At 71.7% G+C, this 14,348-nt stretch carries 14 protein-coding genes; 10 read left to right on the top strand and 4 right to left on the bottom strand.

Annotation, left to right across the window (positions count from 1 at the left end; translation table 11 throughout):
• Window positions 1-53: 53 nt before the first annotated feature.
• Window positions 54-401: a DoxX family protein gene (locus AB0I03_RS02410; protein WP_360405123.1), complete on the bottom strand. Its 348-nt coding sequence runs from the start codon at window positions 399-401 to the stop codon at window positions 54-56.
• Window positions 402-523: 122 nt separating this feature from the next.
• Between AB0I03_RS02410 and AB0I03_RS02405 the strand changes: the two genes are divergently transcribed.
• Entirely contained in the window at window positions 524-997 is a 474-nt protein-coding gene (locus AB0I03_RS02405) for a hypothetical protein (protein ID WP_360405120.1), read from the top strand.
• Window positions 994-1,347, top strand: a complete 354-nt coding sequence (locus AB0I03_RS02400; RefSeq protein ID WP_360405118.1) for a hypothetical protein — start codon at window positions 994-996, stop codon at window positions 1,345-1,347. Before AB0I03_RS02405 ends, AB0I03_RS02400 begins: the two co-directional genes overlap by 4 nt.
• A 203-nt stretch (window positions 1,348-1,550) precedes the next feature.
• Here the strand turns inward: AB0I03_RS02400 and AB0I03_RS02395 are convergent, their stop codons facing one another.
• Window positions 1,551-2,888 carry a heparan-alpha-glucosaminide N-acetyltransferase domain-containing protein gene (locus AB0I03_RS02395; RefSeq protein ID WP_360405115.1) on the bottom strand — a complete coding sequence of 446 codons (1,338 nt, stop codon included), beginning with the start codon at window positions 2,886-2,888 and terminating at the stop codon, window positions 1,551-1,553.
• 208 nt (window positions 2,889-3,096) lie between these two features.
• Here AB0I03_RS02395 and AB0I03_RS02390 point away from each other — a divergent pair, with 208 nt between their 5' ends.
• The 7 genes from AB0I03_RS02390 (at window position 3,097) to AB0I03_RS02360 (ending at window position 9,041) form a co-directional block, all read left to right on the top strand.
• Window positions 3,097-3,741, top strand: a complete 645-nt coding sequence (locus AB0I03_RS02390) for a response regulator transcription factor (RefSeq protein ID WP_360405112.1) — start codon at window positions 3,097-3,099, stop codon at window positions 3,739-3,741.
• Window positions 3,738-4,838, top strand: coding sequence for a histidine kinase (locus AB0I03_RS02385; RefSeq protein ID WP_360405109.1), 1,101 nt, complete (start codon window positions 3,738-3,740; stop codon window positions 4,836-4,838). The genes AB0I03_RS02390 and AB0I03_RS02385 overlap by 4 nt, the downstream gene beginning before the upstream one ends.
• 37 nt (window positions 4,839-4,875) lie before the next feature.
• Entirely contained in the window at window positions 4,876-5,784 is a 909-nt protein-coding gene (ligD, locus tag AB0I03_RS02380; RefSeq protein WP_360405106.1) for a non-homologous end-joining DNA ligase, read from the top strand.
• A gap of 79 nt (window positions 5,785-5,863) precedes the next feature.
• Entirely contained in the window at window positions 5,864-7,027 is a 1,164-nt protein-coding gene (locus tag AB0I03_RS02375; protein WP_360405103.1) for an alpha/beta fold hydrolase, read from the top strand.
• Between the two features lie 111 nt (window positions 7,028-7,138).
• Window positions 7,139-7,654: a phage antirepressor KilAC domain-containing protein gene (locus AB0I03_RS02370; protein ID WP_360405100.1), complete on the top strand. Its 516-nt coding sequence runs from the start codon at window positions 7,139-7,141 to the stop codon at window positions 7,652-7,654.
• Between the two features lie 73 nt (window positions 7,655-7,727).
• Window positions 7,728-8,534 (top strand): HAD family hydrolase, encoded by an 807-nt coding sequence (locus AB0I03_RS02365; protein WP_360405097.1) that lies wholly within the window; start codon window positions 7,728-7,730, stop codon window positions 8,532-8,534.
• 303 nt (window positions 8,535-8,837) lie between these two features.
• Window positions 8,838-9,041 (top strand): cold-shock protein, encoded by a 204-nt coding sequence (locus tag AB0I03_RS02360; protein ID WP_205324737.1) that lies wholly within the window; start codon window positions 8,838-8,840, stop codon window positions 9,039-9,041.
• 54 nt (window positions 9,042-9,095) lie between these two features.
• Here AB0I03_RS02360 and AB0I03_RS02355 read toward each other — a convergent pair whose 3' ends face one another.
• Together AB0I03_RS02355 and AB0I03_RS02350 are read right to left on the bottom strand one after the other, a co-directional pair.
• Window positions 9,096-10,109 carry an NAD(P)-dependent alcohol dehydrogenase gene (locus AB0I03_RS02355; protein ID WP_360405093.1) on the bottom strand — a complete coding sequence of 338 codons (1,014 nt, stop codon included), beginning with the start codon at window positions 10,107-10,109 and terminating at the stop codon, window positions 9,096-9,098.
• Between the two features lie 105 nt (window positions 10,110-10,214).
• A complete protein-coding gene (locus AB0I03_RS02350) occupies window positions 10,215-10,895 on the bottom strand; it encodes a TetR/AcrR family transcriptional regulator C-terminal domain-containing protein (protein ID WP_360405090.1) in 681 nt (226 codons plus the stop codon).
• 131 nt (window positions 10,896-11,026) lie between these two features.
• Here AB0I03_RS02350 and AB0I03_RS02345 point away from each other — a divergent pair, with 131 nt between their 5' ends.
• The gene (locus tag AB0I03_RS02345) at window positions 11,027-14,341 is read left to right on the top strand and encodes a hypothetical protein (protein ID WP_360405087.1); all 3,315 of its coding nucleotides are present in this window, start codon (window positions 11,027-11,029) and stop codon (window positions 14,339-14,341) included.
• The last annotated feature ends 7 nt before the right edge of the window (window positions 14,342-14,348 follow it).

Here is a 14,348-nt window from a genome sequence, read left to right as displayed (position 1 = left end):
ATCTGACCCACCAGGTCGGCGGGACCGCGAGGTCCCGCCGACCGCTTCCGTGCTCAGGCGACGATCATCAGCCACAGCACCGCAATGCTCAACGCCAGGAACAGCAGCGGGCCGTAGAAGTTGTGGAAGACCCGATTGCGGATATGGAGTGCCGTCGCCAGGACGAAGAACACCACGAGCCCCACGCCTGCGGCAATTCCCAAAGGCCGCCAGAACAACCCGACCGCGAGCCCGACCGCGGCCGCGCCCTTGACGAAGCCGAGGAACGGCAGCATCGAGTCGGGCACCCCGACCGCATGCGAATTGGCCTTCACCCAATCGGCCTTCATGAAGTTCGCGACGGACTCGACCGCATTGAACAGGATGTTGACGAGCGTGACGGCGACGAGCGCGATGACCATGGCGGCGGCTTCCCAACGTAGTGCGGCTCCCGTTCTGCCTCCAGCCGCAGCGCGCCCGAGGGCGGTCGATGAATCGACTCGGCCGATTGTAATCTGGCCGACTTCCACGGTACCGTGGAAGTATGTCAGCACTGTACGACGAGATGCCGTTCTCGGAGTTCCTCCATCAGCCCGCCGCCACCGCCGCCCGTCTCGATGCCGTTCGGGCAATCCTGCTGCGCCGACGCGGGGCAGACGACCTCGCACTCGTCCGAGCCGATCAGACGGATCGGGACGCGACGGTCATCGACTTCACATCGCGGCTGCTGGCCGGACTCGCGAGGGCCGGTGAGTCCGACGCGATCCGGCGGGTACTGCCGGAGGCGTTGCCGTGGTCGACGTTCCTGCCGGAAGCGGACCGCGACCAGCTGCTCGCCGAGCTCATCGAGGTCGCCCAGGGCTCGGCCTCGCTGCGCAATCTCGGGCCGATAGCCGTGCTGCTCGAACAATGGCGGCACTCAGCGGAGATCCACTCCGACATGGAGCTTTACAAGCAGGTGACTGCCGATCCCGGCAGCGATTTCGGCCGCATCGCGAAGCCGAAGGAGTCGGCTTGAGCCCGAAACGAGGAGACCGCATCGCCCCGCCTCCGACCGAGCACGAGTACGACCTTCGATTTGCCGACGCCGCTGCGGTAAAGGGTTGGGAGGATCTGGAGCGGCAGGTGAGCGCCAACCTGCGCCGCGCGTGGGACGTGCTCCGCACGGATCCGCGCTCCAAGACGAACCCGACGAGACAGCACAGGCTCAAGGGCGAGCTCGGAACGGGAACCTGCAAAGGGGTCGTTTGCGAGCGCTGGCAGTACGAGGTCACCGGCGGCGGCAGGCTGTGGTACCTCATCGACGACGACTCCCGCACGGTCTGGCTCGTCTTCGCCGGAACCGGCCACCCGAAGCTCACCGATTGACCTCGCGAACCATGCGGCCGACCAGCGCTCTGGCGCTTCGCCAGGGCGAGGTCGGGGACCCACAACTCGACGTGGTGCAGTGGCCGTGGGCCGGAGTTATCACAGCCGCAACGCCATCGCGCAGCGCCCGCTAGGGGAGGGGGAACCGCGGACCGGCCTTAACCCCCCGGTCGGGCCGGTCCGCGGTTCCCGGTTCGTGTGCCCTATTTGACGAGCTTTGCGGGCAGGGTCGCCCAGTACATCGGGTATTCGAGCGGGCCGCGTTTGAGGAACCGCTTCCAGATCGGGGCGAAGATCAGCATGGTGACGACGAAGACCGCCCACATGCGCCAGCCGGTCGCGTAGCCGACCCCGTTGGCGGGGTGGTCGACGAGGTACCAGACGGCCGCGATGTGCGCGACGTACGCGGTGAGCGACATGGAGCCGACCGCGATGAGCGGCGCGAACCAGAAGCGCAGCTTGGCGAAGCGGCCCAGCAGGAACACGAGCCCGGCGATCACGGTGCATGCGACGCCGATGTTCCCGGCCAGCTCGAGCGGCATGTTCGAGTGCGGGCTCGCCGACACCAGGCTCGTCCAGTCGAAGCCGCCCCCGCCGCCGCCCGTGGTCTTGTCGACGGGCGCGAGCTCCCAGATCGAGGCGTGCTCGGCGTCGAACGCCTTCCACTCCTCCTTGCCCCAGTTCGCGGAGTCCGTGCCCTCCAGCGCCTTCGACATGGCCTGGTCGAACTGCTTCCAGCTCGCGTCGGCGACCGAGGAGTCGGCCGCGGTCCCGGCCGAGGGCAGGGCCTTCCCGATGAGCCACGCGCCGCCGTAGCCGAGAAGGGCCAGCGCCGGGCCGATGATCAAGAGCCGCACCTGGATCGCGAGCCTGGTGAGGTCGAGCTTGCCGATCGCCATGCCCGCGAACACGTACGCCATCCACGCGAGCCCGGGGTACGTCCCGTTGAACAGCAGCGCGGTGAGGCCTTCGCCGCTCCACATCGCGAGCGGGTCCTTCGCGTCGAACGCGTCCATCCAGCCGGTGTCCACGGTCCACAGCCACTGGATGAGGACCGGACCGCCGATGCCGACGACGACGGCGATGATCGCGAGCGTGCGCGCCCGCAGTTTGATGAACGGCAGCGCGAGCAGGAAGAACAGGCCGTAGTACGCCAGGATCACCACGATCGAAGTGCCGAGCGAGACCAGCCAGGAGCCGAGCGCCAGGAGCAGCACCGAGCGGATGGCGATCCGCACCACGGTCTGCCGCATCGGCCTGCCGGTCTTGGGGCGGCTGCCGCCCGCGAGGAGGACGAGCGAGAGTCCGGCGAGGGTCGCGAACAGCGCCGAGGAGCGCCCGTGGGGAATCTCCATGAGGAAGCTCTTCCACGTGCCCGTCTCGTTGGGAAAGGGCCCCACATGCGCGTAGTACATGCCGAACACGGCCAGGGCGCGGGCGGCGTCGATGCCGAGGAGGCGGCCCAGGGACGCGTCCCGGGCGGGCGGGGCCTCCGGTTCGGCCGCGAGTTCGCGCGGCTTGAAGTCGATGACATTGCTCATGACGCCAGCGTGCGGTGGCGCGGGGCCGCTTCCCATCCGGCGATGCGCGGTCGTCGACCCGCCGCCGGGCGGCAACCGATCCGCCGTCCGGCCGGAACGCCCCCGCCGATCGGCGGGTCTTGCCCACACCTGCCGCGTCAGGTGCGGCGGGGAGTGGCGTGGACGTGCTACCAATCGTCAGGAACACCGTTACGAGGAGGCCGCACGCATGATCCGGGTACTGGTGGTCGACGACGAGGCGCTCATCCGGACCGGCTTCCAGCACATCCTCAACGCCGCCGGCGACATCGAGGTGGTGGGGGCGGTCTCGGGCCGCCAGGCGCTGGCCGAGGTCGGGCGGCTGCACCCGGACATCGTGCTGCTCGACATCCGCATGCCGGACGTGGACGGCCTCACGGTGCTCGAACGCCTCCGCGCGCTGCCCCGGCCGCCGGTCGTCGCGATGCTCACGACCTTCGACACGGACGAGTACGTGGCCGCCGCGCTGCGCATGGGCGCGGCCGGGTTCCTCCTCAAGGACACCGACCCCGAGCACCTCGCACTGCAGGTGCGCACGCTCGCGGCCGACGGTGTGGTCCTCTCCCCGAAGGTCACCTCCACGGTCGTCGACGGCTACCTGGCCGGGCGCGCCCCGGCGGGCGGCCTCGTCGAGCGCCTGAGCGCCCGCGAACGCGAGATCCTGGTCCTGCTCGCCGACGGCCTCTCGAACGGCGAGATCGCCGCCAGGCTGTACCTGGGTGTGGGCACCGTGAAGGACCACGTGAGCGCGATCCTCACCAAGCTCCAGGTCTCCGGGCGGGTCCAGGCCGCGCTGGCGGCCGAGCGCGCCGGTCTCCTGCGGGACCGCCGGTGAACCGGCTGCGGCGCTGGTGGCGCCCGTGGCTGACCGATGCGGTGCTCGTCGCGGTGAGCGCCCTCGACGTCTGGTTCGTCTTCTTGTGGGTCGAGCGGACCTGGGACGTGTGGCTCGTGGGCGCGGGCGTCCTCGCGCTGCTGCTGCGCCGCCGGTGGCCCATGGCGGTGTTCCTCGCGACGCTGCCGGTCGGTCTGTTCATCGGGCCGGCCGCGGCCCCGCTCATCGCCCTGTTCACGCTCGCGACCAGCACGCACCGGCGCCGGCTGCTCGTCGTCGCAACCGCGGTCCTGGCGACCTGCATGATCTGGCCGGTCGGGGAGGGCTCGGAGTACCCGCTGGACTCTTGGATCCTCGCGGACGCGGCGTACGCGCTGGCCCCGGCAGCCGCGGCGGCGTTCCTCGGCCAGTTCGTGCAGGTCCGCCGGGAGCTCTCGGCGCGGCTGGTGGAGATCACCGAGGCGCGCGAGCACGAGCAGCTGATGGCGACGCAGAAGGTGCTCTCCGAAGAGCGCGCGCAGCTCGCCCGCGAGATGCACGATGTGGTGTCGCACCAGGTCAGCCTGATCGCGGTCCGGGCCGGAGCGCTCCAAGTGAGTACTGCCGACGCGGAGGCGAAGGAGGCGGCCGGGACGATCCGCATGCTGAGCGTGCGCACTCTGGACGAGTTGCGGCACATGGTGAACGTGCTCCGCGCGGGCGGCTCGGGCCCCACGGACCTCGCCCCGCAGCCCACGCTCGCGCAGCTCGCGGACCTCGTCGCCGGCAGCGGCATCGAGGCCGGCCTGCGCATCGGCCCGCACCCGGACCTCGACCCGCCCGTCGAGCGGGCGATCTACCGCACGGTGCAGGAGTCGCTGACGAACGTCCGCAAGCACGCCCCGGGCGCGAGCGCGGAAGTCGTGCTCGTCCACGAGAACGGCGGCGTCACCCTGACGGTCACCAGCACCGCGCCCACCCGGACCACGGTGCCGCTGCCGAGCTCCCGGCACGGCCTCCTCGGCCTCCACCAGCGCGCAACGCTCCTCGGCGGCACGCTGACCTGGGCCGCGACCCCTGACGGCGGCTGGTGCAACACGCTCACGCTCCCCGCCTGACGGTTTCCGGGCGTCCCGCCGCGGGTACCTCCCGCGGATGTCGACGCAGACGATGCAGATCAACGGCCATGACCTCAAGCTCTCCAAGGTCGAGAAGGAGCTGTTCCCGGACGACCACGTGAGCAAGGGCGACATGGTCGGGCACTACCGTGCGGTCGCGGCGGCGATGCTCCCGCACCTGGCCGATCGGCCGCTGACGCTGCGGCGCTTCCCCGACGGCATCGGCGCGGGCGGGTTCTTCCAGAAGCACGCCTCCGACTACTTCCCGGACTGGATCCGGACCGAGACGATGCACGCGGAGGAGGGCACGGTCGACTACGTCGTGTGCGCCGACGAGGCGAGCCTGGTCTACCTGGCGAACCAGGCCGCCATCGAGTTCCACGTCTGGCTATCTACAGTGGATAAACCGGATCATCCCGACCGGCTCGTCATCGACCTCGACCCGCCCGAGGGCACCGCGGTCGCGACCCTGCGCGAGGTCGCCCGCCGGGCCCGCGACCTCTACGCCGAGGTCGGTCTGACGCCGTTCGTGCAGGCCACCGGCGGGCGCGGCTTCCACGTGGCCGCCCCGCTCGACCGCTCCGCCGACTTCGACACCGTGCGCGAGTTCGCCGCCGACCTCGCCGACCGCCTCGCGGCCGCCGACCCCGACCGCCTCACCACCGCCCAGCGCAAGGCGCAGCGCGGCGACCGGATCTTCCTGGACACCAACCGCAACGCCTACGGCCAGACGTTCGTCTGCCCGTACTCGCTCCGCGCCCGCCCCGGCGCGCCCGTCGCCACGCCGCTGGACTGGGGCGAGCTCGGCCGCGCGACCCCGAACGGCCAGAGCCCCGCGTCCATGCGCCGGCGCCTCGCCCGCAAGACCGACCCGTGGGCCGACATCGACGCGCACGCCGCCTCCGCGCACGACGCCCGCGAACGCCTCCTCACCCTGGCGGACTAGCACCCTCGTGCGAGGCGACTCGAGCGGGCGCGCACTAGGATCGAGCGATCACCCTCCCGTTGACCTCCGAGGACGCCACGTGAAGACCACCCTGGAAACCGACGCTCCGGCTCGCAAGCGGCGCTGGCTGCGCCCGGTCGTCATCACGCTCGCCGCGCTGCTCGTGCTCGCCCTCGGCGGGCTCGGCGCGGCCGGCTGGTACTTCTCCGGCGAGGTCATCAACGTCTCGCACGAGGAGGACCCGTACGGGCTCGAGGTCGTCGCCGCCGACGGCGCCACGGTGACCCTCCCGCTCACCGAGGCCTCCGCGCGGCCCGGCACCTGGGGGCTCCAGTGGGCTGACGGCCAAGCGGTGCTCGGCGACGTCCTCGCCAGCGACGACGCGACGGTGACCCGCGCGGTCGACGCGGTCCTCTTCGGCGACCTCGCCGCGGGCACGCGGGCCCGCATCGACAAGTGGACCTTCCGCGACGACCCCGCCACCGGTCTCGGCCTCGAATTCGAGGACGTCGCGGTCCCGGCCGACCTGGGCGACATGCCCGCCTGGCACGTGCCGAGCGACCCCGCCTCGCCCAACGCCGGCACCTGGGTCATCACCGTCCACGGCCGCAACGCCGCCCCGGCCGAGACCCTGCGCGGCGTCGGGCTCTACGCCGCCGAAGGCTACCCCGTCCTCGCCGTCACCTACCGCAACGACGAAGGCGCGCCCAAGGCCCCCAACGGGATGCACGCGCTCGGCGCGCACGAGAGCGAGGACGTGATCGCCGCCGTCGACTACGCGCTCGCCAACGGCGCGGAGTCCGTGATCCTGCACGGCTGGTCCATGGGCGGCGCGGTCGTCGCCACCGCCTACCGCCACCTCGACGATCCCGGCGTGGTCAAGGGCCTCGTCTTCGACTCGCCCGTCATGGACTGGAACTCGACCCTCGACATGCAGGCCGCCGACCGCGACGTCATCCCCCCGATCACCTGGGCCGCCAAGCGCATCGTCGAATTCCGCGCCGACATCGACTTCGACGACCTCGACCAGCGCAACTTCGCGGACGACTTCGACCTGCCGGTCCTGCTCTACGTGGACACCGCCGACGCCACGGTCGATCACACCGCGACCCTCGACTTCGCCGAGATGCTCGACCCCGCGCAGACCACCGTCATGGAGACCGCCTCGGGCCACACCGCGTCCTGGAACGAGGACCCGGCCGCGTACGCCGCGACCCTCGAGTCCTATCTGGCGGGTCTCTGACCGGCCCGAAAATCCGCCGTTGACCTGTGCATCCCCTACTTCGCGCGCGGGAGGAAATGTCGTACCCCCCGTCTAGAGTCGTACCTAGAGCACGACGAACGGAGTGGATGCATGAACATCACCCCAAGCCCGCGCACTGCGCACCGCTACCCCCGCGGTCTCACCAACCGCGACCTCGCCCTCATGGTGCTGGAGGAGGCCGACCGCGCCGACACCGCCGAATCGCACCTCGAGGTCTTGGCGCCCGCCGCCGAGTCCTGGCACCGCCTCGCCTCCGCGCGCGGCACGTTCTCCGCCGCCGACGCGGCGAAGATCCTATCCCGGGACCCGGCCATCGACCTCGGCCAGAACCGTCTGTTCAGGACACTCGGCGATCTCCACTGGGCGTACCGGCAACGGCGCGACCACGCCTGGCGCGCCCGCCAGTCCGCCGTCGACGCCGGCTGGCTCACCGAGATCCCGCAGTCCCACCACCACCCGCGCACCGGCGAGCTCCTCCTGGACGCACCGCAGCTGCGCATCACCCTCAAGGGCCTCTCCGAGCTGCGGCAGCGCCTCGGCACGTCGGCGGCGCTGCCGCTCAAACGCGACAACGACCGGGCCCGCCCGGACGACAACCGTCCGTAGCGGCACGTGGGCCCGATCGCCCCGCACGGCGATCGGGCCCCGGCCCTGCAACGCCCCCTGCAAGACTGGCGTGGTGAACCCTCCCCGCGTCATCGCCACGGATCTGGACGGCACCCTCCTGGCCACCGGCCGCGTCCTCACCGAACGCTCCCGCCTCGCCCTGCAAGCCGCCCGAACCCAGGGGATCGCCGTCCTCGCGGTCACCGCCCGCCCGCCACGGGTCTTCGACGAGTGGCCCGAACTCGCCGCCTGCCTCGACGCGGCGATCTGCGCGAACGGGGCGGTCGTCTACGACCTCACGCGCCGCGAGATCGGGACCGCCCGCACGCTCGACGGCGAAACCGCTGCGGCCGTGGCGAAGACGCTCCGCGCCGCACTCCCGGGAGCCAAAGTCGCGGTCGAGACCGGCTTCGCAGTGGTCGCCGAGCCGGGATACCGCAAAGTGGACACCGTCGGCGACGTGCGCCGCTTCGTCGACACCTTCGACGAGGTCTTCACCGCCGCCGACCAGATCGTCAAGCTCCTCGTGCACGACCCCGACAGGCGCGCGGAGGCGATGCTCGCCGCCGCCCGCACCATCGCGCTCCCCGGCGTCCACCTCTCCCACTCGGGAGGCGAAGGCCTCCTGGAGATCACCGCCGCCGACGTCTCGAAGTCCACCGCGCTCGCCGCCTGGTGCGCCGCATACGGCCTCGGTCCGGCCGATGTGGCCGCGTTCGGGGACATGCCCAACGACGTCCCGATGCTGCGCTGGGCCGGCCGCTCCTACGCCGTCGCCGGCGCCCATCCCGAGGCGGCCGCGGCCGCCACGGACCGCTGCGGATCGAATGACGACGACGGCGTCGCCCGCGTGATCGAGACCTTCCTCACCGCTCCGTAGCGGTGCCGCCGACGCGCGCATTCGGGCCCCTGAGTCATGACCTTCGGCACCAATCTGCGCAAAATCCCGGGACATTGACGGACAAACAGTCAAATGCGAGAAGAATTTCCGCGCGGGCCCGGTGCAATCAGGCGGGAGTGCTGTAGTGTCCAGGGGTCACCTCGATTCACAGCAATGCGAATCGAAGTGGTGAAGCGCCAGCAATGGCGGCAATATCAGACCGCATGGCGGTGGAGCACTTCGGGCGTCAGAACCCGCACTGCAAACCGTCGGTCTGAGCATCAACACCAAGGATATTTAAGCATGGCGCAAGGCACCGTTAAGTGGTTCAACTCGGAGAAGGGCTTCGGCTTCATCGCTCCGGAGGGCGACGGCCCCGACATCTTCGTTCACTTCTCCGCGATCACCGGCAACGGCTACAAGTCGCTCGAAGAGAACCAGCGCGTCGAGTTCGACATCGAGCAGGGCAACAAGGGTCCGCAGGCCGCTAACCTGCGCGCGCTCTAGCCTCCACAGCTCTTAAACACGAAGCCGCTGCCCTTCTTTGAAGGACAGCGGCTTTCATGGTGTCCGGGGCCGGTCGGGCACGCTGATGACGATGTTGCCGCGCGCGTGGTGGCCGAGCATGTGCGCCACGGCCTGCGCCGTCTCCTCGAGCGGGTACACGCGGTCGATCACCGCCTTGATCGCCCCTGATTCCAGCAGTTCGCCTACGGCCGCAAGGTTCTCGCGGTTCGCTTCCGAGGGGGAGAAGCGCACGTCGACCCGGCGCAGCGATCCCAGGAGCCTCGCGCGGGCCATGCGCCCGAGCCCGGCGAGCAGGCCGCCGCCGTTCCCGACGCTGTTGGGGATGAGCACCCCTCCCGGGGCCAGCGCACGGGCGGTGCGGCTCGGGGGGTGGTTCAGGACGTTGTCGAGGATGACGTCGTAGCGTTCGCTCCCTTCGGTGAAATCGACTCGGGTGTAGTCGATGACGTGGTGCGCACCGAGCTCGCGCACCATCGCAGCGTTCGCGGTCCCGCAGACGCCGGTGACCTCGGCGCCGAAGTGCGCGGCGAGCTGGACCGCGAAGGTCCCCACGCCGCCGGAAGCGCCGTTCACGAGCACCTTCATGCCTTTGCGGACGTTCACGGTGTCCCGCATGGCGCACAGCGCGGTCACGCCCGACATGACCGCGGCCGCCGCCTCCTCGAACCTCACACCGGCCGGGATCGGCGCGAGCTGATCGGCCGGTACGACGGCGTACTCGGCGAACGCCCCGGCCGTCACGAACCGGCTCGTCCACAGTGATCCGAACGCCCGGTCGCCGACGCCGAAATCCGCGACCTCCCCGCCGACCTCCTCCACGACGCCCGCGACATCGGTGCCGCGCACGACGTTCGCAGCACGCTGCACGCGGCCTTGGAGCCGCAGCACGTACGGCACGCCGGTGACCGCGATCCAGTCCGGGGTGTTGACGCTGCTGGCGCGCACGCGGACGAGCACCTCGCCCGGGCCCGGCGCCGGCCGGTCGATCTCCTTGAGCTCGAGCACTTCCGCGGGCGGTCCGTAGCGTTCTTGGACGACGGCTCTCATGGCGACTCCTTCGCAGTCTTACGTTGTAAGTCACCATAGACTTACCTTGTAAGGCTGTCAAGCGCGGTGCGGTGCCCACCAGTGTGAACAGGGAGAAAACCGGCCTTAGACGGCGGTGCGCAACCGCTCCAGGCCGTCCAGGATCAGGTCCAGGCCGAACTCGAACTCGGCCTGGTAATCGCACCAGCCGAGCACCGCGCCGCCGTGCGACGCGTCCGCGATCATCGCCACCAGGTGCGGCACCTGCTCGGCCATCGCCGCGAGCGCCTCCTCGGGGGCCTCCATCCCGTCGGGCTGGAACAGCTCCTGCGAGAACCCCAGCGCCCGGCTCCCCAAGGCGTGCAAGGCGCGATGGCCCAGCTCGTAGCTGAACCCGCCGCGCCGCATCAGTCCGAGCACCCCGTCGAAGTACCGCGCCACCGCCAGGCTCGTGCCGGTCCGCGTCTCGAACACGTGCGGCGCCCACGGGTGGCGCACCAGCACCTCGCGGGCCGCGAGCACCCGCATCCGCATCGCCGTCCGCCAGTCGTCCCCGGGCTCCGGCGCGTCGAGACCGGCCACGGCCTGCTCGATCTCGGCCATGACGACCTCGACCAGCCCGTCGAGCACCGCTTCCTTATTGGCCACATGGTGGTACAGCGACATCGCCTCGACCCCGAGCGCCTCGGCGAGGCTGCGCATCGTCAGCGCCGCCAGGCCGCGCTCGTCGGCGATCGCCACCGCCCGCCGCAGCACCCGCTCCCGGCTCAACCCGACCTGCGGCCCCGCCGCGCGCTTGCCCGCCATAGCCCCACTCCTTCCCGCCGAACGTACCGTACAACGTAAGTCCCCGATGCGGTCGGCGACCGCGGGCGCGCACCCGGGCACTGTGCAACGATGACCCGGCACCGCGCTGGACCTCGAACCTGGAGCACCGCATGGACACCCCGACGTCGCTTCCCTCCGCGGCCGAACTGCTCGCCATCGCCGACACCCTGCCTGTGGGCGACCGCACCCGGCTGCTCTGGCGCCTCAACACCCACCGCCGCGACCCCGCCCTCCCCGGCCTGCTCGCGGATCTGACCGCCCACAGCCTGTTCGGCGCCCGCCTGTCACTCACCTTCGCCCGTTTCACCGACGCGGTCGACCATCTCCAGGCCCTGCTCGACCACCCCGACGCCGGCATCGCCGGACCCGCGTTCACCGTCGCCGCCGATCACGGCCGCCTCGCGTCCGCGATCGAAGCTGCGCTGCCCGGCCAGTCCAAGGCGGTCCGCCTCACCGCCTACGGCGCGCTGCGCAAGCACCGCGACGAGGACCTGGCCGACCGCCTGCTGCCCGTCATCAACGACCGCTACGGCCCCCGAGAGGCCGCGAAGCTGCTCTCGGCGTGCTCACCTGCGACCGTCGCCGCCGAACTCGCCGTCCTCGCACCGCACGTCGACTCCTGGTCCACGTTCGCCAAGCACCACAACGAGGAGTTCACCGCCTACGCCGCGGCCGCGCTCGCCGAGCGCTCGCCCGCGCAATGGGCCGACTGGTGGCGCCGCCACCTGACCGCCCTGAGCGACGCGATCAAGCAGGCGCCCGCGGCCTGGCTCGACCTCCTCGAACGGCACCCGGCGCCCGCGGTGACCGACCGGATCGTCCTCTCCTGCATGACGACCCTGCTCGCCGCCGACCCCGAACGCACCTGGGCCCACCTGCTCGCCCCAGGGCGCGAGTCACTGCTCAACGCCGTCGTCAGGACGCCCGCGCTCATCCGGCGGATCGCCGCCGAACCCCCGGCCCGGATCGCCGCCCTGCTGCGCCAGAGCGGCGACGCCTCCGCAACGCCCCGGCTGCTGCGCCGCACCCCGCCCTCACGGCGCCTCGAACTCATCGCCGCCGTCCGCGCCGCCGGCCTCCACCTCGACGACGAGACCGTCCTCGACCTCCTGCCGCACCCCGCCCGAACCGAGGCCGCCCGGCGGCTCCTCGGCGAGCGGCGCGTCTCGGGCGACGCCGCCCGCCGCGAGCGCGTCCGCGCCCACCTGCCCCTCGACGAGATCCGCGACGACCTCGCCGCCGCCACCCGCCGCTCCGACGCCGACGCGCGCGCCCGCGCCTACGGGCACCTCGTCCAAGCTGCGGCGATGCGCCGCGATCCCGCGGCCGTCGCCGACCTGTTCGCGCTCCTCACCCGCGCCGCCAAGGACCAGGGCGTCATCCACGAGCGGATCCTCCTGGGCCTCAAAGCGATCCGCCCGCGGGACTGGACCCCGGACGCACTCGCGGCGCTCGATGCGTTCAGCGACGCCTGCCTCGCCTCCCCGGCGCGATCGACGGGCACCGTCGCCGAACTGCTCAACCTGACCGGCCACCTCATCCTCGCCGGCCTGAGCGCGAAACGCCCCGAACTCATCGCCCACGGGGAGTGCCGACTCGACCGCCTCAGTACCGAGACGCCGGGATGGGGACTCACCAACCTGCTCCGCAGGCTTCCGCGCCGCATCGCCGTCGCGCTGGCCCAGCGCGTCGCACCCGCGCTCGCAGTGCAAGCGGACGTGCACGAATACGGCACGGCACTGGCCCTCGCCGGCGCCCTCGGCCGCCGCCTCGGCGACGCCCCGGCACTCGAACCGATCCTCCGCCGCGCCTTGCAATCCCGCACCGCCTCCCACGTCAATCAGGCGATGATCCTCCTGACCGGCATCAATCGCGGCCGCCACGACCGGCTCGCCGAGCTCGCCGCGGACCACCCGTCCCGGCCCGAGCTCTTCGCCGCCCTCGCCGTCGACCGCTGCGACCTCCTCCCCGCCTGGCTCGCGGCGATCGGCGAACCCTCCCCGGCCGCGCTCCAGCAGCTGCTCCGGCGCTGGAACCCGCAGCTGCTCGGCCAGTGGCCGCCCGCCGTCCAAGCCGCCTACCAGGAGGCGCTGCGCCGAATCGCCGCCGACGACCGCCGCAAGGACCACGCACGCGTCGACGCGCTCCGGGTGCTCGCGCAAGTGCCGGGGCTACCGCTCGCGACGCTGGCGCCCTTCCTCAGCGGCGACAACGCGCAGCTGCGGGCCGTCGCCGTCTCCGCGCTGCACCGCGTCACCCCGGTGGACGACGCCTGGGAGACCCTGCCGGCCCACCTCGACGGGGACGACGCGGCCGTGGCCGCCGCCCTCATGGAGCGGCTCGCCCAGATCTCCCGGCCCGAGGCGATCGCCGCCTCCGCGGCGCGGCTCCTGAACGCGCCGAAGGTCACCGCCCGCAAGCAGGCCGTCCGCGTCCTGTCCCGCTACCGCGTCCCGGGCGGTGACGACCTCCTCCGGCAGCTGTGGGCCGACGCCGCCCTGCACCCGAGCGTCCGCGAAGCCGCCGCAGCGGTGGCGGCCGACCGCCTCGCCGAGCCGTGGGCGCAGGCCCTCGTCGAGGACACGGCCCGCTTCGGCCCGGACGTCAGGGCCTCGGTGCTCGCCCTCGGCCCCGACCAGGTGCCGGCCCCGTTCAGTACCCGCTACATCGAACTGCTCACCACGGCCGCGGCCGACGACGACCCGCGCCTGCAAGTGGCCGGCTCGGACGGCCTCGCCCGCTGGGCCGGCCACGCCAAGGAAGCCGCAGACGCACTGGTCGACTTCGCCGCGGACCTGGACTCGGGCGATGTCTGGGCCGCCGCCATGAACGCGCTCTGCGCGATCGCCGCCGCCGGAGGCGACGTCGAACCGCTGCTGCGCACCGTCGGCCTCCTCGACGCGCAAGCGGAGGAGCAGCCCAACGCCGAGAAGGACCGCGACCTCCCGGTCCGCCAGCGCTTCGAGCGCATCGTCACCAGCCTCGCCCCCGAGTACGACCGGCCGCTGATCCCGGCCGCGGTGGCCGCGGCGGTCGCCGACCGCCTTCCCCACGACCTCGGCACTCGGCTCCTGGCCCGGACCCTCGACTGGAACCCGGCCCCGGAGGCGTTGCGCGCGTTGACCGCCCGCATCCAGGACCCGGTCGAGGCCAAGCTCATCGGCGACGCCATCGACCAGCGGATGCTCTACGAGGTCGTCCCGGACGCCCTCCCGTTCGTCACCGCCCTGGTCGACCTCGACGACCGCTACGCGGCCGTCATCGCCGCCACCGCCATCGAAAGCGCCGCGTCCGAAAGCGAATGGTCCGACCCCTGGCGCGAGCTCCTTCGCCGCCTCCGCGCCCATCCGTCCACAATGGTCCGAACGCTCGCGCTCAGTGTGTACACCAGCGCGGAGTACGTCGGCGCCTCCTGGCACGCCTGACGCGAGC

Origin of the sequence: Glycomyces sp. NPDC021274, from assembly GCF_040641195.1 — a bacterium.
GTDB lineage: Bacteria > Actinomycetota > Actinomycetes > Mycobacteriales > Micromonosporaceae > Glycomyces.
This window is presented reverse-complemented; position numbering and strand designations above follow the sequence as displayed.

What these genes read in the sequence shown, in the direction of transcription:
- AB0I03_RS02405 (WP_360405120.1), top strand. Translation starts at nt 524, where the DNA reads ATGTCAGCACTGTACGACGAGATGCCGTTCTCGGAGTTCCTCCATCAG.
- AB0I03_RS02370 (WP_360405100.1), top strand. Translation starts at nt 7,139, where the DNA reads ATGAACATCACCCCAAGCCCGCGCACTGCGCACCGCTACCCCCGCGGT.
- AB0I03_RS02350 (WP_360405090.1), bottom strand. Translation starts at nt 10,895, where the DNA reads ATGGCGGGCAAGCGCGCGGCGGGGCCGCAGGTCGGGTTGAGCCGGGAG.
- AB0I03_RS02395 (WP_360405115.1), bottom strand. Translation starts at nt 2,888, where the DNA reads ATGAGCAATGTCATCGACTTCAAGCCGCGCGAACTCGCGGCCGAACCG.
- AB0I03_RS02410 (WP_360405123.1), bottom strand. Translation starts at nt 401, where the DNA reads ATGGTCATCGCGCTCGTCGCCGTCACGCTCGTCAACATCCTGTTCAAT.
- AB0I03_RS02390 (WP_360405112.1), top strand. Translation starts at nt 3,097, where the DNA reads ATGATCCGGGTACTGGTGGTCGACGACGAGGCGCTCATCCGGACCGGC.
- AB0I03_RS02345 (WP_360405087.1), top strand. Translation starts at nt 11,027, where the DNA reads ATGGACACCCCGACGTCGCTTCCCTCCGCGGCCGAACTGCTCGCCATC.
- AB0I03_RS02360 (WP_205324737.1), top strand. Translation starts at nt 8,838, where the DNA reads ATGGCGCAAGGCACCGTTAAGTGGTTCAACTCGGAGAAGGGCTTCGGC.
- AB0I03_RS02355 (WP_360405093.1), bottom strand. Translation starts at nt 10,109, where the DNA reads ATGAGAGCCGTCGTCCAAGAACGCTACGGACCGCCCGCGGAAGTGCTC.
- ligD (WP_360405106.1), top strand. Translation starts at nt 4,876, where the DNA reads ATGTCGACGCAGACGATGCAGATCAACGGCCATGACCTCAAGCTCTCC.